Source organism: Kitasatospora purpeofusca (assembly GCF_000718025.1).
GTDB lineage: Bacteria > Actinomycetota > Actinomycetes > Streptomycetales > Streptomycetaceae > Kitasatospora > Kitasatospora purpeofusca.
Window position 1 is genome coordinate 1 of the sequence record NZ_JODS01000015.1, and the last position, 18,313, is coordinate 18,313.

Annotated in this window: 19 protein-coding genes and 1 riboswitch; of the genes, 12 read left to right on the forward strand and 7 right to left on the reverse strand. The window is 75.5% G+C overall.

The genetic code is table 11. The features are described from left to right. Positions 1 to 461: 461 nt before the first annotated feature. From IF01_RS0121490 to IF01_RS0121500, 3 genes are all read left to right on the forward strand, one after another. Positions 462 to 3,230, forward strand: coding sequence for a M4 family metallopeptidase (locus tag IF01_RS0121490; RefSeq protein WP_051755835.1), 2,769 nt, complete (start codon positions 462 to 464; stop codon positions 3,228 to 3,230). A 243-nt stretch (positions 3,231 to 3,473) separates the two neighbouring features. After that, positions 3,474 to 3,593, forward strand: a riboswitch (cobalamin riboswitch). 107 nt (positions 3,594 to 3,700) lie between these two features. Next, positions 3,701 to 4,828: a prenyltransferase/squalene oxidase repeat-containing protein gene (locus tag IF01_RS51085; protein WP_051755837.1), complete on the forward strand. Its 1,128-nt coding sequence runs from the start codon at positions 3,701 to 3,703 to the stop codon at positions 4,826 to 4,828. Between the two features lie 55 nt (positions 4,829 to 4,883). Next, entirely contained in the window at positions 4,884 to 5,345 is a 462-nt protein-coding gene (locus tag IF01_RS0121500) for an SCO2322-related protein (RefSeq protein WP_030395108.1), read from the forward strand. A 112-nt stretch (positions 5,346 to 5,457) separates the two neighbouring features. Here the strand turns inward: IF01_RS0121500 and IF01_RS0121505 are convergent, their stop codons facing one another. Both IF01_RS0121505 and IF01_RS0121510 read right to left on the reverse strand, forming a co-directional pair. Beyond that, complete coding sequence (locus tag IF01_RS0121505; RefSeq protein WP_233290016.1) at positions 5,458 to 6,150, reverse strand: hypothetical protein; 693 nt, start codon at positions 6,148 to 6,150, stop codon at positions 5,458 to 5,460. 97 nt (positions 6,151 to 6,247) lie between these two features. After that, positions 6,248 to 7,507, reverse strand: coding sequence for an NAD(P)-dependent oxidoreductase (locus IF01_RS0121510; protein WP_279617272.1), 1,260 nt, complete (start codon positions 7,505 to 7,507; stop codon positions 6,248 to 6,250). A 193-nt stretch (positions 7,508 to 7,700) separates the two neighbouring features. Here IF01_RS0121510 and IF01_RS0121515 point away from each other — a divergent pair, with 193 nt between their 5' ends. The 5 genes from IF01_RS0121515 (at position 7,701) to IF01_RS0121535 (ending at position 12,722) form a co-directional block, all read left to right on the forward strand. Further along, positions 7,701 to 8,960 carry a glycosyltransferase gene (locus tag IF01_RS0121515; protein ID WP_030395111.1) on the forward strand — a complete coding sequence of 420 codons (1,260 nt, stop codon included), beginning with the start codon at positions 7,701 to 7,703 and terminating at the stop codon, positions 8,958 to 8,960. Between the two features lie 198 nt (positions 8,961 to 9,158). Further along, entirely contained in the window at positions 9,159 to 9,533 is a 375-nt protein-coding gene (locus IF01_RS0121520; protein ID WP_030395112.1) for a hypothetical protein, read from the forward strand. A 387-nt stretch (positions 9,534 to 9,920) separates the two neighbouring features. Then, positions 9,921 to 10,817 (forward strand): SigB/SigF/SigG family RNA polymerase sigma factor, encoded by an 897-nt coding sequence (locus IF01_RS0121525; RefSeq protein ID WP_051755839.1) that lies wholly within the window; start codon positions 9,921 to 9,923, stop codon positions 10,815 to 10,817. Positions 10,818 to 11,086: 269 nt separating this feature from the next. Continuing rightward, complete coding sequence (locus IF01_RS0121530) at positions 11,087 to 11,470, forward strand: STAS domain-containing protein (RefSeq protein WP_051740285.1); 384 nt, start codon at positions 11,087 to 11,089, stop codon at positions 11,468 to 11,470. A gap of 235 nt (positions 11,471 to 11,705) precedes the next feature. Further along, positions 11,706 to 12,722: an iron-containing redox enzyme family protein gene (locus IF01_RS0121535; RefSeq protein ID WP_030395115.1), complete on the forward strand. Its 1,017-nt coding sequence runs from the start codon at positions 11,706 to 11,708 to the stop codon at positions 12,720 to 12,722. On the opposite strand, the gene IF01_RS45020 is transcribed toward IF01_RS0121535, so the two are convergent. The 3 genes from IF01_RS45020 to IF01_RS0121550 all read right to left on the reverse strand — a co-directional run bounded on the left by IF01_RS45020 (position 12,687) and on the right by IF01_RS0121550 (position 14,116). Next, positions 12,687 to 13,115: a CDGSH iron-sulfur domain-containing protein gene (locus IF01_RS45020; RefSeq protein ID WP_375340991.1), complete on the reverse strand. Its 429-nt coding sequence runs from the start codon at positions 13,113 to 13,115 to the stop codon at positions 12,687 to 12,689. The two genes, IF01_RS0121535 and IF01_RS45020, sit on opposite strands and share 36 nt — an antisense overlap. After that, positions 13,099 to 13,755, reverse strand: coding sequence for a HemK2/MTQ2 family protein methyltransferase (locus IF01_RS0121545; RefSeq protein ID WP_030395116.1), 657 nt, complete (start codon positions 13,753 to 13,755; stop codon positions 13,099 to 13,101). Before IF01_RS0121545 ends, IF01_RS45020 begins: the two co-directional genes overlap by 17 nt. Before the next feature lie 136 nt (positions 13,756 to 13,891). Then, entirely contained in the window at positions 13,892 to 14,116 is a 225-nt protein-coding gene (locus IF01_RS0121550; RefSeq protein WP_030395117.1) for a hypothetical protein, read from the reverse strand. 344 nt (positions 14,117 to 14,460) lie between these two features. Here IF01_RS0121550 and IF01_RS0121555 point away from each other — a divergent pair, with 344 nt between their 5' ends. The 3 genes from IF01_RS0121555 to IF01_RS0121565 all read left to right on the forward strand — a co-directional run bounded on the left by IF01_RS0121555 (position 14,461) and on the right by IF01_RS0121565 (position 16,460). Further along, positions 14,461 to 14,919, forward strand: coding sequence for an SRPBCC family protein (locus IF01_RS0121555; RefSeq protein ID WP_030395118.1), 459 nt, complete (start codon positions 14,461 to 14,463; stop codon positions 14,917 to 14,919). Between the two features lie 170 nt (positions 14,920 to 15,089). Then, positions 15,090 to 15,530: a hypothetical protein gene (locus tag IF01_RS42140; RefSeq protein ID WP_051740287.1), complete on the forward strand. Its 441-nt coding sequence runs from the start codon at positions 15,090 to 15,092 to the stop codon at positions 15,528 to 15,530. 129 nt (positions 15,531 to 15,659) lie between these two features. Further along, positions 15,660 to 16,460, forward strand: a complete 801-nt coding sequence (locus IF01_RS0121565) for a VOC family protein (protein WP_030395119.1) — start codon at positions 15,660 to 15,662, stop codon at positions 16,458 to 16,460. A 134-nt stretch (positions 16,461 to 16,594) separates the two neighbouring features. Here the strand turns inward: IF01_RS0121565 and IF01_RS0121570 are convergent, their stop codons facing one another. Then, complete coding sequence (locus tag IF01_RS0121570; RefSeq protein ID WP_030395120.1) at positions 16,595 to 16,780, reverse strand: CsbD family protein; 186 nt, start codon at positions 16,778 to 16,780, stop codon at positions 16,595 to 16,597. A gap of 160 nt (positions 16,781 to 16,940) precedes the next feature. Continuing rightward, on the reverse strand, positions 16,941 to 17,471 hold the full coding sequence (locus IF01_RS0121575) for a DUF6328 family protein (protein WP_037780631.1): 531 nt from the start codon (positions 17,469 to 17,471) through the stop codon (positions 16,941 to 16,943). Positions 17,472 to 17,709: 238 nt separating this feature from the next. Between IF01_RS0121575 and IF01_RS45025 the strand changes: the two genes are divergently transcribed. Next, positions 17,710 to 18,312 (forward strand): STAS domain-containing protein, encoded by a 603-nt coding sequence (locus IF01_RS45025; protein ID WP_078880175.1) that lies wholly within the window; start codon positions 17,710 to 17,712, stop codon positions 18,310 to 18,312. Position 18,313 lies beyond the last annotated feature (1 nt).

Consider the following 18,313-nt stretch of genomic DNA (forward strand, 5'->3'; position numbering starts at 1 on the left):
TTCTGCGAGCAGCCGGCCAGCGCGGCGCTCGCCACGGCGAGGGTGAGCAGAGTGGCTGCGGTGGAACGACGGGCGGACATGCGGGCTCCAGCGGTCAGGGTCGGGGGCATGGTCGGTGGCCTTGCGGCCGAGGTGCGGACGGCGGCCGGGAAGATTAGGTGAACCTTACTAAGGCCGCCCTAATTCGTCTACTTTGATGTAGACGTCAGGGGTTCGGGGTTTCGGGTGGCGGGTCAATTGCCCTGGTGGGGTGGGGTGGTGGGTGGGGGTTTCCGGTCGGGTGCGGGGCTTCGGTCGGTCTGTATATGCAGTCGATCGACATATGCAGAGAGATGGCCTATGTTGATCCGCAGGACGGACCGCCGGCTCCGGAGAACGGACGAGCCGTGGGGGCGGGCGTCCGCCGTCCGTGCATGGCCTGGCATGCCGTCAGGCCCGCCGCTTCCCCTGGGAGGACCGCAGTGCATCACCGTTCCCGTACACCCGGACCCAAGCTGCTCGGCGTCGCGATCGCCGCCGTGCTCGGCCTCGGCGTGGCTGTGCCGCCCGCGTTCGCCGGACCGGCCGGGGGGCCGTCCGCCGAGGCCGACCCGGTGCCCGGGCTGGTCGCCGGGTCGGACACCGCCGCTCCGCAGTTGGTCACCGGCCTCGCCGAGGCGGCCCCCGGCGACAACCCGGCCGAGGCGGCCCGCGCCCACCTGGCCGCCCATCAGGACCGCTACCGGGTCGACCCCGCGCAGCTCGCCGAGGCCGGTGTCGAGCGTGCCGCCGACGGCCGGCGCACCGTCCGGTTCGAGCAGCGGCACGGCGGCATACCCGTCTTCGGGGCCAGGTACCTGGTCCACCTGGTCGGCGAGGGCGCCGGGCAGCGGGTCGAGTCGGCCGGCGGCAAGTACTTCACCGGGCTCACCGCACCGACCGCGCAGACCGTGCCGGACGAGGCACTGCGACAGCTCGCGATCGGCGCGGTCCAGGACGGGGCGGCCCGGGCCGGCGCGACGGCCGAGGACCACGGCCTGGTGGTGCTGCCCGGCGGCTCCGGCCGGCTCGCCCGACACTTCACGGTGCGCGGGAGCGACCCGGTGGCCTGGGCGACGAAGGCGCAGGAGGTGTTCGTGGACGCCTCGGTCGGTGAGGTCGCGCTCTCCTACCAGGTGCGCGCCCCGTACCCGCTCGACGCCCCGGCCGCCGCGGCATCCACTGACGCGGCAGCCGCCGCCCCGGCCCTCGAACCCGCCACCGGCACCGCGCCCGACGCCCTCGGCCGCCCCGCCCGGGTGAACATCGGCCGACTCCCGGACGGCACCTACCAGCTCGTCGACCTCACCCACCCCGCCACCGTCACCACCTACGACGCGGCCGGCCGGGACGAGCAGGACTTCCGCCGACTGCCCGCCGACGTCCTCCCGGCCGCCTCGGCGACCACCGACTTCCCGGCCGCCACCGGCACCAGCGGCGCCACCGACGCCCACCTCAACGCCGCCGCCGTCTACGACTTCTACCGCGACCGCCTGGGCCGCGAAGGGATCGACGGCAAGGCCGGACCGATCGTCTCCGTCGTCAACGTCACCAGCAACGGCGCGCCCATGGACAACGCCTACTGGGACGGCACGAAGATGGTCTACGGGGGCGGCAGCGCCAAGTTCCGCCCGTTCGCCGTCGCACGCGACGTGGCCGGCCACGAGATGACGCACGGCGTCGTCAAGTACACCGCGGACTTCGTCGACCTCGGCCAGTCCGGTGCCCTCAACGAGGCCGTCGCCGACTACTTCGGCAACGCCATCGAGGTGACCGGCCGAGGCATCCCGATGACCGACCCCAGGGCGGCGCTGCTCGGCGAGGACCTCTGCCGCACCGGCACCCCCGAGGCCTGCGCCGGCCGCCGGCTGGACGACCGCCGCACCACCGTCGCGGACTACGTCGGGGCGCCCGCCGGGGTCGACAGCGGCGGCATCCACATCAACTCCACCATCGTCTCCGGCGCGTTGTGGGACATCCGGCGCACCCTCGACCCGCTGCTCGCCGACCGCCTGGTCTACCGCGCGCTCGCCGAGTACCTCACCCCGCTGGACGACTTCGTCGACGCCCGCAACGCGGTGCTCGCCGCGGGCCGCGCGCTCGGCCTCGACCGCGCCCAACTCCGCACCGTGGCCGGGGCCTTCGACGCCCACGGGATCAAGGAAGGCTGGCAGCGCCGGATCGGCGTGGACAGCCGCCCGCTGCTGCGCGAACTCTCCACCGAGAGCGTGGCACCGGATGTCGCCGCCGGCCGCTGGGTGGCGGCCACCGCGGACAAGGGCGCCAAGGGCAGCATGGCCGTCCACACGGGCGCCGTCACCGGCTCCGCCGAGCCCGTCCGGCTCAGCCCGGAGGACGGCCGCTCGCACGGCTGGCCCGCCACCGACGGCACGACCGCTGCCTGGGTGGCGATGGGACCGGGGGCCGACGGCAACTGGGGCATGGAGGTGCTGGCCCGGCCGCTCAACGGTGGGCCGGTGCGCAGCGTCCACCCCGGCGCGAACCGGTTCGTCGCCGACGTCCGGGTCTCCGGCGGTGATGTCGCCTTCCTGCTGACGGACCACGCGACCGGCCGCAGTGGGCCGGTGCTCTCCCACGCCGGGGCTCCGGTGGTGCCGATCGCGCTGCCGGAGGGCCACCGGGCCGCCGGGCTGGCCTTCCACGACGGCCTGCTCGCCTGGACCGAGAGCTGGGAGGTCGGTGAGCGGACCGTGAGTGCGCCGACCGTCTACTCGCTCGCCGCCGGCAAGGTCGTCGCCCAGTACGTGGTGGACGACGCGCACGCCGCCGGCGAGACCGCGGTCGGCAGCCTCCGACTGGCCGGCGGCCGACTGCTGTGGGTGGAGACGCCCTTCGACCGGACGAAGGGCAGCACGATCCGCTCCGGCGCGCTGGACGGCTCCGGAGCGACCGACCTCCTGCCCGCCGGTCCCCGGCCCGGCACCGGCACCGAGCCGCGCCGGATCACCGGCCTCACCGCCTCCGACCGGGCGGTCACCTTCGCCGAGGCCGCGCGGGGGGAGACCAGGAACACCGACCTGCCCAAGCTCTGGCAGCTCCCGCTCACCGGCGGCACCCCCGAGCGGATGTCCTGCAACCGGGGCGGCCAGTACTCCCCGGTGGCCGACCGGGGGACCCGGGTGGTCTGGCTGGACGCCACGGCGGGCCGCACCGATCTGGTCGTGCGCGAGCGCGCGGCCGGCACCTGCTGACCGGAGGCGGCTGCCCCGGGGTCCGCACCAGGGCTCTCGACCCCGAAGCCCGGACCCCGTCCGCCCCGGTCTCCCGCCCGGCCGCCGCATCCCTGCGGCGGTCGGGCGGGTCCCTGTCCTCACCGGGCCGCCGCGTGCCGCGCGCCGCGCGCCGTGCACGACCGGACCGGTGCCCCGCACCCCCGGCGGTCCGACCCCGAACCGGCCTTGACCCTCTCTCAGCCGAGCCGACATCATGAGCCGTCATGTTCTGACTCCGCCGTCGGGGGAAGTCCGGTCGAATTCCGGCGCTGACCCGCAACGGTAGGCCGCCGACGGCAGTCGGCGGCGAGCCCGAGTACCCGTCGGCGGAGGTGTGTGTCCCCTCCTCCCGTCGTGGTCTGCGGCCAGGGGCTCCCGGAGCCGTCGGGCAGCTCGCCCCGCACGGTCGCCGGTGGCCGCCCGTGCGCCCAGGCCCGGAAAGGCCTCGCATGTCCGCCTCCGCGCTCCGCCGCCGCCCGCTCCGTCTGCTCGCGATATCCGCGCTGGCCCTGACCGCCACCCTCCCGGCCGCCACCGCCGCCCAGGCCGCCACCCCGGCCCCGGCCCCCACCGCCCCGGCCTCCTCGGTCTCCTCGGCCTCCGGTGACGCCACCACCTACCGCCCGGACGCCGCCGCGGCCGGCTGGCTGGCCCGCCAGCTCGTCAACGGCGACCACTTCGAGTCGGTCTTCGACGGCACCGCCTACCCCGACCAGGGCCTCACCATCGACGCCGTGCTCGCCTTCGCCGCCGCCGGCAGCGCCGACCAGGCCGCCGCCCGCGCCACCGCCTGGCTCGCCCGGCCCGAGATCCTGAGCGGCTACCTCGGCGACGGCACCACCGAGGCCTACGCCGGTGCCACCGCCAAGCTCCTGCTGGCCGCCGAGGTGCGCGGCACCGCCCCGTCGGCCTTCGGCGGCGTCGACCTGCCCGCCCGGCTGCGCTCCCTCCTGACGCCGAGCGGCCGATTCTCCGACCGCTCCCAGTGGGGCGATTACAGCAACGCCTTCGGCCAGTCCCTCGCCCTGATCGCCCTCCAGCGCACCCCCGGCGGGGCCCCGGCCTCCGCCGTCGACTTCCTGGCCGCCTCCCAGTGCGCCGACGGCGGCTTCCCGGTCGCCTTCGGGCAGGCCACCTGCACCGCCGACACCGACGCCACCGCACTCGCGGCCCAGGCCCTCGCCGCCACCGGCCGCAGCGCCAAGGCCAAGGCCGGCCTGGACTGGCTGACGGCCCACCAGAACACCGACGGCGGTTTCGCCGCGGCCGGTGCCACCGCCTCCAACGCCAACAGCACCGGCCTGGCCACCGCCGCCCTGCTCCCCGGCGGCCGGTTCGTCAGCGGCCTCAAGGGCTGGAGCAGCCTGGTGAAGCTCCAGCAGGGCTGCTCGGCCGATCCCGCCGTGCGCGGCGCCGTCGCCTACGACGCGAGCGGCTTCAACCCCGCCAACGCCGCCCGTGCCACCGCTCAGGCCGTCCTCGGCCTCTCCGGTCAGGGCCTCGCCGGCCTCAGCGCCCACGGCGCCCGCCCGTCCGCCCCCACCCTGGCCTGCCCGGCCCCGGCCGCGCGCCCCTGACGGTCGCCCGCCCGTGACCCCGCACCGCCGTCCGCCGCACCCGAGGAGCACCCCCATGACCACCTCCGCCCGTCCCGCCCGCCGTACCCTCGGCGCCTTCGCCGCCGCCGCGGCCCTCACCGCCGGCCTGCTCGGTGTCTCCACCGCGACCGCCCCGCCGGCCCGGGCCGCCGCCTGCTCCGGGGTCACCGTCGTCGTCGACTTCACCGCCCTCGGTGGCGGCATCGAGACCGGCTGCGCCCCTGGGGACCCGGCCAGCGGCCTCGCCGCCCTGACCGGCGCCGGTTTCTCCTACGCCTTCCACCCGCGCTTCCCGGGCTTCGTCTGCAAGATCAACACCCTGCCGACGACCTGCACTAACCCGACCGGCACCGCCTACTGGTCGTACTGGCACGCCGCGCACGGCGGCCCGTGGTCCTACAGCAACCTCGGTGCCGGCTCCTACAACCCGGCCCCGGGCGAGGTCGAGGGCTGGTCCTTCGGTGCCGGTGCCCAGCCGGGCATCACCGCGCCCTGACCCCGGACCCGCCCGGTGGGTTCTCCGTGCGGACGCTCGGCCGGGAGATCGGCCGGCGTCCGCACGGTGTCCGTCGGGCGGGCCACGCCCCGGCGACCGGGCGGACCGTGCCCTACCGGCCGGGCGCCTTCGGGGCCTCCAGTTCCACGTGGTGGACGGTGAAGCCGCCCCGTATCACCGGGGCGAACGGGGCCGGGGCCATGCAGGTGCCGACCACCGGCTGGTAGGGCTTCTGGTCGGGACCCATGTCGAGATTGGCCACGCCCCAGGAGAAGCCGAGGCGGGCGCCGTCGCGGCCGCTGCCCCGGTAGATGCTCAGACCGATCCTCTCGTTGGCGTTCCCGGTGTCCGAGGTGGTGACGACGGCGGTCAGGGTGGCGACCGGGCCGCCGGTGCTCAGGCAGTCCACCGCGGCCTCGGCGCTGTAGACCACGCCGGTGGCGGCCACGCGGTGCGAGTAGCGGACCGTGCCGACGGCGTCGGTGGGCAGTCCGTCGGGCGCCTTGGTGCCCGGGAGCGGGCGGGAGTACGGCTTCGCCCGGGCGTCGACGGTGAACCAGATCTCGTCGTCCGGGGAGAAGGCGTACGAGACCCGGGCCTTGCCGCTGACGCTGGCCGGTCGCTCGGCCCGGCCGTCCCGGCCGTCGGGTACGGAGCTGTCCGACCCGGGGACGGACAGGGCGTCGGCGGAGGCCGGTGCGACGCCCGTGAGCGCCGCGAGGGCCAGCCCGGCGGCAGCGGTCGCCCGGGCGGTCCGGACGGCGGCACGGTTACGGGTACGAATGCTGGTACGAATGCGGAACACGGTGGGTCTCCCTCCCCGGCGGCCCGGTCGGCCGCCCTCTCGATGCCCCCAATCCTGGTCGCGGCACCCCCACCCGCACATGTGCCGATCGGCACAATTACCGAGCCCACCCGGGCGCTCCCACCCTGCCGAACGGCAGGGTCGGGACCGACGGTCCGCCAGCCGCCAGCCGCCAGCCGTCAGCCGTCAGCCGCCAGCCGTTCGCCACCGGCACGCCGTCCGGACGCCCGTACAGCAGCGCGGCGATGTGGTCGGCGCAGCGGACGGCGGCCTCGGCCATCGCGCTGCGGGTCATTCCCGCGACGTGCGGCGTCAGCAGGGCGTTCGGGAGTCCGAACAGCGGTGAGTCGAACGCGGCGTGCTCGTGCTCGAAGGTGTCGACGGCCGCCGCCGCGAGCGGGTGCCCGGGATCCCGCAGGGCGTCGGCCAGGGCCCGCTCGTCGACGATCCCGCCCCGGGCGGTGTTCAGCAGGATCGCCCCCGGCCGCAGCAGCGCCAGCTCACGGCGGCCGACCAGCCCCCGGGTCCGCGCGGTGAGCGGCAGGTGGACGGACACCACGTCGCTGGTCGCCAGCAGTTCGGCCAGGGAGTCCGCCCGCCGGACGCCGTCCCCCTCGGCCGGGGTGCGGCCGTCCCCCTCGGCCGGGGTGCGGCCGAGGCCCTGGACGGCCATGCCGAGGGCGCGGGCCCGTCCGGCCAGTGCTCGGCCGATCCGGCCCGGGCCGAGGATGCCGAGGGTCAGTTCGGACAGCGCCCGGGCCGGTGCCGCCGGACTACGCCAATCACCCCGGTGCGAGGCCGTGTTGTGGCCCGCGAGGTCCCGGGTCAGGGCGAGCAGCTGGGCCAGGGCGAACTCGGCGACCGCGTCGGCGTTGGACCCGGGCGTGTGGGTGACGGCGACCCCGAGGCGGGTGGCTGCGGCGAGGTCGACGTGATCGGTGCCCGCCCCGGCCCGGCCGATCACCCGCAGCGCCCCGGTCGCGGTGCCGGCCGCCCCGGAAACGGCGGCCACCCCGGAAACGCCGGCCGCTCCGCAAGCACCGGCCGCCCCGGAAGCGTCGGCGCCACCGGCCGTGGCGGCCAGGAACGCGGCGCGCAACGGCACCCCGGCCCGGGACTTGACGGCCTGGTGCCCGCCGTCGCGGAGGGTCTCGGCGATCAGGGCCGCCTCGTCGAAGGGGTCGAAGTCGGTGAACCCCACGCGCCCGCCCCAGGTGGCCCGCGCGCCCGCCCGGTCGGCGACCCGCCGCAGGTTCAGGGTGACCGCCAGGCCGTGGCCGAGCAGGCGCTCCAGCTCCACGCGGAGCAGGTCCCCGGGCGCCGCGTCCAGCAACAGGATCCGATACCGCCCCAACACACCCTCCGCTCCCGGCCGGAGCCTCACGAGCGTGGCACAGCGCGTGGCAGCCGATCGATGATCATCACCACTGCCAAGCTACAGCGGACCGGGGGGCTTGCGGCAAGACCCCGGTGACGTCGGAGAATCACCCGTCGAAGCCGACGCCGGAGCCGGAAAGGCACCGGAACGCCAGATGTGGAGGGGGCGCGGGATGCGCGTAGTGCTGTCGACGTACGGGTCGCGGGGGGACGTCGAGCCGTTGCTGGGACTCGCGGTGCGGTTGCGCGAGCTGGGCGCGGACGTACGGCTCTGCGCGCCGCCGGACGAGGAGTTCGCGGCCAGGTCGGCCGCGCTCGGCGTACCGCTGGTGCCGGTCGGCGACGCGGTGCGGCCCCTGGTGACCGGTGCGGCGTCGGCGCCGACGGACTTCCCCACCCGGGTGGCGCGGCTGACGGCGGCCTCCTACGAGGCGGTCCTCGGGCAGGCGGCGGGCGGCGCGGTCGTCGCGACCGGGCTGTTCCCGAGCGCGGCCGGTGCCAGGGCGGCGGCGGAGAAGGCGGGTGCCGGGTACGTCTACGCGGGCCTGCAGCCGACCGTCCTGCCGTCGCCGCACCACCCTCCGTTCCGGTACCCGGGCCGCCCCGCGCCGCCCGAGGGGGCCGACAACGCGAAGCTGTGGGAGCTGGACGTCGAGAGCATGAACGCGCTGTTCGGCGGGGCCGTCGACGCGCACCGGGTGTCGGTCGGCCTGCCGACGGTGGCGAACGTCCGCGACCACGTCCTCACCGGGCGGCCGTGGCTGGCCACCGACCCGGTCCTCGGTCCTTGGCGGCTGCCCGCCGAACTCGACGTGGTGCAGACCGGAGCCTGGCTGCTGCCGGACCCGCGTCCGCTGCCCGCCGGGCTGACCGCCTTCCTGGACGCGGGCGGGCCCCCGGTGTACGTGGGCTTCGGCAGTATGCCGATGCGTGGTTCGGAGGACGTCGCCCGACTGGCCGTCGAGCAGGCCCGGGCGGTCGGCCGCCGGGTGGTCGTCGGCAGCGGCTGGGCGGAACTGTCGGGCGGCGAAGGCGGAGCGACCGGAGCGGGCAGCGCGGGCAGCGGGTCCGCGGCGGCCGTCCCGGACGACTGTTTCGTGGTCGGCGAGGTGAACCACCAGGCGCTGTTCGCCCGGGTCTCCGCCGTCGTGCACCACGGCGGCGCGGGCACCACGACGGCGGCCGCCCTGGCCGGTGCGCCGCAGCTGGTGGTCCCGCAGATCGTCGACCAGCCGTACTGGGCCGCCCGGGTCGCCGAGCTCGGCATCGGCGCGGTGCACGACACGACCGTTCCGACCGCGGAGTCCCTCGCCGCCGCGCTGCGGACCGTCCTGGCACCGCGGACCCGGGAGCGGGCCGCAGCCGTGGCCGCCGGGATCCGCACCGACGGCGCGGAGGTGGCCGCGCGGCTGCTGATCGACGGGGGGTTCTGACCCGGGGCCGCTGTGCCGCCTCGCATCCCGGCTCCCGCCTCGCATCCCGGCTCCCGCCTCGCGCCCTGTCTCCCGCCCGCCGCCTCCCGCCGGTGTGCCGTGGCGCCGGTGCGCCGTCGGCCGGATTGACGGTGCGGCGACCTGGGCACCCGCCCGGTGTCGGAGGGGCCGGAGCACGGTGGTGCGGAGGTGGTGGTGATGGACGGACCGGGCCTGTCGAGCCGGGAACGCTGCATCCTGGCGGAGATCGAGGGAGACCTGCGGGCGGACCGCGGCCTGGACCGGCGGCTGCGGACCATGCGGTGCGTGCTGCCGATCCGGGTGCTGGACTCCGTCGCGCGGGTGCCGGCGACGGTGCTGGTGGTCATGGCGTCGCTGTCGCTCGGGCTGCTGATGGTCGGCGCCAGCGTGCACACGGCGGCGGCGCTGGCACCCTTCGCGGCGATCTGGCTGCCGTCGGTACTGCTGCTCCTGGTCCGCCTCGTCCGCCGACGCCCCCGTCGCCCCCGTCGCCCCCGTCGCGCGGGGCGGCCGGGGCGGCCGGAGCGGCCGGACCGGGTGGACGGCGGTTGAGGCCGGACAGCGGTCGACTCCCGACAGCAGGCGACGTTCGGCAGTGGGTGACGCCGGGCGTGCATTCACCCGCGCCGGGGCAGCGGACCGGTCGAAAACGGAATGAACAGCCCTGTTCCGGGTAGGACGACCAATGGAGCGGCCGAACCGCACCGCGGACCGTTCCCGCGCCCGGACAGGGCGCCACCTGGACCGTCGCCCGAAGTAGCCGGGCAGAGGTCTTCGGGAAGAGGGACCGCAGCACGCGGACGAACCCGCCCACCCCTCTCGCGGTCCGAGGCCGTCCCGCTGCCCAGGAGAACCACCGTGCTCACCTCGACCCTGAGAACCGGCCACAGAGCCGCTCCGCTCCCCACGCCGCCCACGCCCCCCGACGTGCCTCCGCCCGTGGCGGCGACCGACCTGCCGGCGGACCTGCCGCCGCGCCCCTCCGAGGCGCAGCTGCGGGCCATGGGCAAGACCGAGGCGCGTGAGCTGAGCGACGCGCTCTTCGACCGCCTCGCGGGGCTGGCCCGCGAATCGCACGCCTACAGCTATGTGCGTGGCACCATCATCGAACTCAACATGCCACTGGTGCGGTTCATCGCCGGGCGCTTCCGTCACCGCCCCGAGGACATGGACGACATCCTCCAGGTCGGCACCGTCGGCCTGATCAAGGCGGTCGACGGCTACGACCCGGGCCGTGGCGTCGAGTTCGTCACCTACGCCATCCCCACCATCGCCGGTGAGATCAAGCGGTTCTTCCGGGACACCTCCTGGCCGGTGCGGGTGCCGCGACGGATGCAGGAGTGCTACCTCGCGGTCGCGCGCGGCTCGGACCGGCTGGAGCAGGAGCTCGGCCGGCTGCCGCGCCCCGAGGAGATCGCGGAGGCGCTCGACCTCAGCACGGAGGAGGTCGCCGAGGGGCTGATCGCCGTCCGGGTCCACCGGTCGGACTCCCTCGACGCGCTGCGCGAGGAGGACACCGACGAGTCCGGCAGTGCCCTGCTGGACCGGCTCGGATCCTGCGACCCGGGCATCGAGCTGGCCGAGTTCCGTACCGCCGTCCGTCCCCTGCTCGGGCGGCTGCCGAGGCGCGAGCAGAAGGTGCTCGAACTGCGGTTCTGGGAGGACCGGACGCAGTCGGAGATCGCCGACCGGATCGGCGTCTCGCAGATGCACGTGTCCCGGCTGCTCTCGGTCACCCTGGCACACCTCCGGGAAGAGCTGGACGACCGCGACGCGACCGGTTGGAACGACGACCCGCCCGACCCCGACCCCCGCCGGGACCGCTGTTCCGGCTGACCCGGGGAAGTACTCGTCCCGTCCCCGACAACCCGCACCTCTCCCAATGTTTCCCGCCCCTCACCCCGGTTAGCCGCGCTGTGAGGGGCGGGAAGCACGACGGACGCGGATCGCCGCGGAATCCGGAGGCCGTCGGCTGTGCCCGGTGCGGCGTCCGCCGCCCGCCGTCCTACCACCGAAGGGTCGGAGTCCGACGTCCGGCCCACCGACTCGCGACTGCCGCCCCCCGACCTCCCGACAGGTACCGCGGACGAACAGGAGCACCCGTCATGACCCGCCACCCGCCCCGACCACCCCCTGTCGGCAGCGTGACCGCGCCGGACCGGGCCGTGGGACTCACCACCCGCGCCCGACCGTGGGCCCGCGGCACCGTCCTGGTCCTGCACGGGGAACTCGACCTGGACTCCGTGGCCGGGCTGCGCGAGGCCCTCGACCACGCCCTCGCCGCGCCCGGCACGGTCGTCCTGATCGACTGCGGCGACCTCGCGTTCTGCGACTCCACCGGCCTGTCCGAACTGCTCGACGCCGCTGTCAGGGCGCGGGAGCAGGGCAGCCGGATCGAACTCGCCCGTCCCCGGCCGGTCGTCCGGCGCGTTCTCGAACTGACCGGTGCCACCGACGCGTTCGCCCTCCGCGACGGCCCGCCGCCGTGACCGCCGCGCCACCCGCGCCACCAGCCCCACCCGCAGACCGTGCGGGCGGACGGTGCGGAGGGTGCGGGTCGGTGGGTGCGGGGCCGGACCGCGCATACGGAGCAGGAGGCCGACGGGACGAGGTGGCCGGGATGAGGCAGCAAGGACGGATCGTGGCCGGGGCGCGGGCCCGGGGGCTCGCGGTGCGAAGGCGGACGCGGGCGGCGCGCCGATCCGCGGCAGGGAGGAACGGACGATGAGGCAGCTGGCGCGGCTCGCCCGGGGCCCGCTCTCCGCGGCGGTGGTGGAGCTGGTCACCGCCGGCCCTCCCGACGGGGCCGGCCGTCCAGGGAGCGCCCGTCCGGGGCCGGCCGGGGGCGGTGACCCCTGGGGCGAGGACCATCAACTCGCGCTCCACCTCTGCTACGAACTGCACGACCGCGGTCTGCCCGGGGTCGACCCCGGCTGGGAGTGGGACACCGGGCTGCTCGGGTTCCGGCAGTCCCTGGAACGCCCGTTCCTCGCCGCGGTCCGGGCCGAGGCCGGGCCGGTGCCACCACTCGCGGAGCTGGTGGAAGACCTGCTGACCGCGACGGGCGACGGCGGCCCGTCCAGCCACCTCCTGACCGAGGGCGAGCGCTGGCAGGCGAGGGAGTACCTGGTGCACCGCTCCGTCTACCACCTCAAGGAGGCGGACCCGCAGCTGTGGCTGCTGCCGAGGATCCACGGTCCGGCCCAGGCGATGCTGATGACCATCACCTACGACGAGTACGGCGCCGGACGGCCCGAACGGGCGCACGCGCTGCTGTTCGCGCGGATGATGGCCGACCTCGGTCTGGACCCGTCGTACGGGCACTACCTGGACGCGGTGCCCGCGCCGGCGCTGGCGGTGGTCAACCTGATGACGCTGTTCGGCCTGCACCGGTCGCTTCGCGGTGCGGCCGTCGGCCAGTTCGCGGCGATCGAGATCACCTCCCCGCCGGGTGCGGCCAGGCTCGCCACGGCCCTCGCACGACTGGGGGCGGGGCCGGACGGCACGCTCTTCTACCGCGAACACATCGAGGCCGACGCCGTGCACGAGCAACTCGTGCGGCGCGGTGTGATCGACGAGCTGACGGCGACCGAACCGGAGCTGGCCCGGGACATCGCCTTCGGGATGGCGGCGGCCGCGGCGGTCGACGGGCGGTTCGCCGCGCACCTGCTGGACCACTGGCGGGCGGGCCGCAGTTCGCTGCGCTCAGCCCTGCCCGACGGACCCGGCGGAGCCGTCTGACCGGCCGGAGCCGGTCGGCCCGACGTACCCGGTCGGCCCGACGTACCCGGCCGACCCGCCGGAGCCGGTCGGTCCGCCGGAACGGTCGCGGTCGCGACGGGCGCCGTGACGGCGGTGGCTGGTGTCGCAGAATGGCTGGCGTCGACTGCGTCGGCAGGCGCACAGCGCCACCACCGGGCGCTCGCAGAGCCGGACCGTGCCGTCCGGGCCGACCACCTCCACCGGACCCTCCACCAGGATCGGGCCCTCCGCCAGCACCGTCACCCGTACCGGAGGCCGCGCCGACGGTCCCACCGACGGACCCACCGACGGTCCTACCGACCGCGGCACAGGAGGCCGCGCCGACCCCTCGGCGCCGTGACCGGCAGCGTCACCGTCAGCGCGTCCGGACACCGCGGACCACCACCAGTTCCTCCTCCCGCACGCCCGCCCCGATCAGCCCCAGCCGTTCGAAGAGCCCGGCCCGGGCCGTCATCACCGGCCCGAAGGCCTGCCGACGGCGGGCGACCACGGCGGCGCGCAGGCCCGCGCCGCGCAGCGCGGCCAGGGTCGCCGGGACACCCGCCAGCGAGGACTGCACGACCAGCAGCACGCCGCCGTCGGTCAGCAACCGCGGCGCCTCGCGGCAGAGCCGGTCGAGGACGAGCCGCCCGTCCCGCCCGGCGTCCCAGGCCAGCGCCGGGCCCCGCCCAGGGGTTCCGGCCGGTCCCTCGGCGGGCACGTACGGCGGGTTGGACGCGACCAGGTCGAACCGCCGCCCGGCCACCGGGCCGGTGAGGTCGCCGTGACGCAGTTCGACGCGCCTCCGGTGCAGCCGGGTGTTCAGCCAGGCGGTGAGGACGGCGCGGGCGGAGAGGTCCACCGCCGTCACCCGGGCACCGGACCGGGCGGCGACGAGGGCCACCGCCCCGGTCCCGGTGCCGAGGTCGAGCACCCGGCTGGCGCCGTCCAGACGCTCACGGCGCACGCAGGCGATGAGTAGTTCCGTGTCTCCCTGGGGTGCGTAGACCCCAGGCGCTCTGATCACCAACATGCCGGGCGCCTGCCCCACCGGGCGGCTCCCACACCACAGGCCTCTGGGTGCGGCCCCGGCGGAGCGCACCGCCGGCAGCCCGCGGAGCCGGAGGGGGACGGGTTGTCGACGGGTGATTCCGCCCACCGGCCCGCGCTCAGTTGTCGGCGGCCGCCATGGTCTCGCGCACCGACACCAGGCACGGATCGCAGTAGCGGTCCGGCATCCCGACGGGTGTCTCCATACCGTTCGGCACGACCCGGCGGGACAGCTCCAGCAACTGCCCGCAGAGCGCCGTCGACGCGTCGTCCTTCGACACCACGTGCCACATCAGACCCGACGGCTCCTCCGCCGCATCGGTCTCGGCCCACATCTCGTACACGACTGCCTCCCTGAGCAGGGGTCCGGGCCCTCCCCATGGAATCCCGGGCCGCGCCGGTCGGCCACCGGATGGGACCCACTGGGACGGTTCCGGCGCTCCGAGGTTTGAGGATCCGGCGGGTTTCCCAGGGCTTCCCAGGGCTCCCGTGGGCCTCGGTGGGCCTCCGTGGGCCTCGGTGGGCTCGGTGCTCCGGCGGCTGACGAGGACTCCCCGGGGCGGGGGGCTTCGGGTCCCGGGGGTTATCGACCGGCCGCCGGGGCAGACGCGCGGTCGGGACCGGGAGCTCACGCCCCCGACCCGCCGTAGTACCAGCACCAGCACCGCAACCAGCAGGGAGGCACCGCATGAGCATGGTGAAGGAGTCGGTCGACGTCGACGTGCCGCTGCACGCGGCCTACAACCAGTGGACCCTCTTCGAGGAGTTCCCCCGCTTCATGGAGGGCGTCGACGCGGTGACCCAGGTGGACGACCGCCACAACCACTGGCGGACCAGCGTCGGCGGCGTCAGCCGCGAGTTCGACACCGAGATCGTCGACCAGCTGCCGGACGAGCGGATCGCCTGGCGAACCGTCGACGGCGATGTCCGGCAGAAGGGCGTGGTCACCTTCCGGAGCATCGACGACACGCACACCAGGGTGAGCCTGGCCATGGACTTCCAGCCCGAGGGCCTGGTCGAGAAGGCCGGTTCCGCCATGGGCATGGTCGACCGGAGGGTCAAGGGCGACCTGCGGCGGTTCAAGGACTTCATCGAGGAGCAGGGACGGGCGGAGGGAGGCTGGCGAGGCCGCATCACCCCGGGCTGAGCCCGGTCGCGGTACCCGCGACGCCGCCCCCGGTACCCGTCGGTGGACCGGGGGCGCCGTCGTGCCGGGTCCGCGCGGACCCTCTCCCGGCCTCGACGTCACCCGGGCCGGCCGCCTCCGTCGGGCGAACCGCCGTGGTTGTCGGGCGGTTCATCGGGTAGGCGTCGGGCGTGGAGCGCTACGAACCCCCGGAGGACGGTGGCGCCGACGCGCACGACGCGTCGGCGTACGACCTCTGCGACCACTGCGGCCGGGTCGTCCTCGTCGAGGAACTGCTCGGCGCGCTGGTCCCGGACTCCTCCGTCGTTCACGACTCGGACCCGCGGCTCGACGGCGAGCGGGTCGTCACCGCCTGCTCGGCCGAGCACCTCGCGGTGCTGGTCGGGGTCTACCGCGACCGCCCGTTCGTCCCGGAGGAGCAGTGGGCGGCCAAGGTCTGCCGCGTCCTGGCCGAGCGCGACGACCCGGTGCCGCTGAGCGAGGTCGCCGCGCTCAGCGGCCTCTCCGAGCACCAGGCGCAGCAGGGCGTGGACTGGCACAACGCCCGGGCGCGCGAGTGGCGGGCCGAGTACGGCGACCCGGACGCCCCCGACGACGACCCGGCCGGCTGAGCCCTGCATCCCGGCGCCGGGGGCCCGGTGCGGGCGTCACTCGTGCGGCCCGATTCCGGGTGCCCGAAGCCGGGTACGGAACCGCCCGTCCGTCCCCCGAACGCGCTCCCGGAGGCATCCGTGCCCGACATGAACGGCCCCTACAAGCCCGGCACCCCGTGCTGGATCGACCTGATGGTGCCCGACCAGCAGGCGGCCCTCGACTTCTACAGCGAGGTGTTCGGCTGGCAGGGCGAGGTCGGGCCCGCCGAGCAGGGCGGCTACGCGGTCTGCACCCTCAAGGGCAAGCCGGTCGCCGGGATCATGAAGGCGATGAACCCGGACGGCACCGTCCCCGACCCGATGCCGCCGACGGTGTGGACGACCTACCTGTCCACGGACTCCCTCGACGCCGCCGTCAAGACCGTCACCGACGCGGGCGGCTCGGTGGTGGCGGGACCGATGGACGTCATGGACCTCGGCCGGATGGCCGTGATCGCGGACCCGACCGGCGCCGTCGTCGGCCTCTGGCAGCCCGGGACCTTCGACGGCGCGGGCATCGTGAACGAGCACGGCGCGCTCATCTGGAACGAGCTCGCCACCCGTGACCGCACGGCCGCAGCCGCCTTCTACACCGCCGTGCTGCCGGTCACCACCGGCCGCTCCGAGGCGCCCGGCGCCGAGGGGTACATCGAGTTCAAGGTCGACGGCCGCGCGGTCGGCGGGATGATGGACCTCTCCACCTTCCCGCCCGGCGTCCCGCCGCACTGGCAGCCGTACTTCAACGTGGAGGACGTCGACGCGATCCAGGCGGCCGTCGTCCGCGCCGGCGGCACCGTCCTCACTCCGGCGTTCGACATGGGCACCAACCGGCTGGCCGTCCTGGCCGACTCGCAGGGCGGAGCCTTCTCGGTGATCACCTGGCCGACGCCGGAGGACCCGGCCGGCTGACCGCGGACGGTCGTGCGGCCCCGCTGCCAGACCTGGCAGCGGGGCCGCACGACGCGCTGGGACCGGTCATCGGTGCGGCGGCCCGTCCGGCGTGGGCCGCTCCGTCCCGTCGTCCGCGGGGGTCGGTGGCGGGGTCAGTGCTTGCCGACGTCCTTGCCCGCGTCCTTGACCTTCTCGGCGGCCTGCTTGAGGTCGCTCTTCGCCTGGGTGCCACGCCCCTCGGCTTCCATCGTCCGGTCGCCCGTCGCCTTTCCGGCGACCTCCTTGGCCTTGCCACGGGCCTTCTCGGCCATATTGCGGATCTTGTCGTCGGTGGCCATGGGTCCTGCCTCCCTTCGATGGACGAGCCGGTGCCCGCCCGAGGCGCGTCTGCCCCCGCCCGGCCGTTCCATGCGTCAGCCCCGCAACTCCCGGCACTCGACTCCCGACTCCCGGGTTCCGGCTCCTGCGTTCCGGCACGCGGGAGCCGGGAGCTCCGGCTCAGTCGGCGGACCGCCGGTCGCTCCGTCCGTGCCGCCGGCGCAGCTGGAGCATCGGCAGGAGCAGCCAGCAGGCCGCGAACCAGGCCATCACCGCCCCCGCGATCCAGGCCGCCGCCGCGCTTCCGGTGGCGACCCGCAGCAGCAGGAGCAGGGAGGTGCCCACGGTGAGTGCCAGCAGCACCAGACCGACCGCGACCAGCCGGGCCGCGGCGTCGACCAGCTGCGGCTTGCGTCGGTGGCCGGCGAAGAGCCGGTGGTACGAGACCGGTGCGGTGAGCGCGCCCGTGGCCAGCGCGCCCAGGACGACGGTGACCACGTAGAGATCGCGGTCGAAGCCGCCCAACTGGGCGAAGCGCGGCATGAAGACGACGCTCAGCAGGAAGCCGAACAGGATCTGCGAGCCGGTCTGCGCGACCCGCACCTCCTGGAGCAGGTCGCTCCACCGCCGGTCGGCGCGCTCGTCGGCGGACTCCTGCCGCCCCGTGCGGGCCGCGGCGGTGCCTTCCGGCCCTGCCGTCCCCGGTGGCATCCGGCTCACCTCCGCCCCGGGTGTCGCCGTCGGTCGCGGGTCGTCCCGGGCTCACCCCGCGTGTAGCCGTGCCGGGCCAGGGCAAACGCGGGGCGTGGACCTGAGGACCGGAACAGCGCCGGGCCCCGGCTGTCGAGCAACGCACCGGCCGGTGCCCGCTGTCCGTGCGGTGCGATCCGCCGCGCGGCATCATGGTCCGGACGGCACGAGGCCGTTCGGACCGGACCGGGAGCCAGCCATGAATCTGTCCGCCGGGGCCGCAGGGGACGCGGGGGAGCAGGGTGTGGGGCCGGGCGCCGGACCCGTCGGCGGGCCGGAACCGCACCCGCCGCGCGCGTACCGCACGGGGGAGCTGCGGATCGAGGTGCGGCGCACCGGTCCGGTGCGGATCGTGTCCCTCGCGGGAGAGCTCGACCGCGACTCGGCCGACGGGCTGCGCACGGCGCTCGCCGGACTTCCGGAAGAGGGCCTGGCCCGGATCCTGGTGGATCTCGCCGAGCTGAGCTTCTGCGACTCGACCGGGCTGAACATCCTGCTGCGGGCCCGGCAGGAGGCCGAGCCGGCCGGCGTCCGGCTGGAGCTCGCCGGGCCGCGCCCCGTCGTGGTCCGGCTGCTCGCGGTCACCGGGGCGGACACCGTCCTGCGGATCCATCCCGACGTCGCCGTCGCGCTGGCGGCGGGAAGCGACCCGGCGGAGCCCACCGGTTCCCACGACCCCGGCAGCCCTGACAGCCCCGACAGCCCCGGCAGCCCTGACAGCCCTGACAGCGCCGACTCCGGCGGCCCCGGCGGCCCCGGCGGCCCGGACGATCCCGGACCCGCGGCACGCGAGCGGCCGTGAT

Bases quoted from the DNA above. Each gene is read 5' to 3' on its own strand.
- IF01_RS51085 (WP_051755837.1), top strand. From the start codon at position 3,701: ATGTCCGCCTCCGCGCTCCGCCGCCGCCCGCTCCGTCTGCTCGCGATA.
- IF01_RS0121500 (WP_030395108.1), top strand. From the start codon at position 4,884: ATGACCACCTCCGCCCGTCCCGCCCGCCGTACCCTCGGCGCCTTCGCC.
- IF01_RS0121515 (WP_030395111.1), top strand. From the start codon at position 7,701: ATGCGCGTAGTGCTGTCGACGTACGGGTCGCGGGGGGACGTCGAGCCG.
- IF01_RS0121520 (WP_030395112.1), top strand. From the start codon at position 9,159: ATGGACGGACCGGGCCTGTCGAGCCGGGAACGCTGCATCCTGGCGGAG.
- IF01_RS0121530 (WP_051740285.1), top strand. From the start codon at position 11,087: ATGACCCGCCACCCGCCCCGACCACCCCCTGTCGGCAGCGTGACCGCG.
- IF01_RS0121535 (WP_030395115.1), top strand. From the start codon at position 11,706: ATGAGGCAGCTGGCGCGGCTCGCCCGGGGCCCGCTCTCCGCGGCGGTG.
- IF01_RS0121545 (WP_030395116.1), bottom strand. From the start codon at position 13,755: ATGTTGGTGATCAGAGCGCCTGGGGTCTACGCACCCCAGGGAGACACG.
- IF01_RS0121555 (WP_030395118.1), top strand. From the start codon at position 14,461: ATGAGCATGGTGAAGGAGTCGGTCGACGTCGACGTGCCGCTGCACGCG.
- IF01_RS0121565 (WP_030395119.1), top strand. From the start codon at position 15,660: ATGAACGGCCCCTACAAGCCCGGCACCCCGTGCTGGATCGACCTGATG.
- IF01_RS0121570 (WP_030395120.1), bottom strand. From the start codon at position 16,780: ATGGCCACCGACGACAAGATCCGCAATATGGCCGAGAAGGCCCGTGGC.
- IF01_RS0121575 (WP_037780631.1), bottom strand. From the start codon at position 17,471: ATGCCACCGGGGACGGCAGGGCCGGAAGGCACCGCCGCGGCCCGCACG.
- IF01_RS45025 (WP_078880175.1), top strand. From the start codon at position 17,710: ATGAATCTGTCCGCCGGGGCCGCAGGGGACGCGGGGGAGCAGGGTGTG.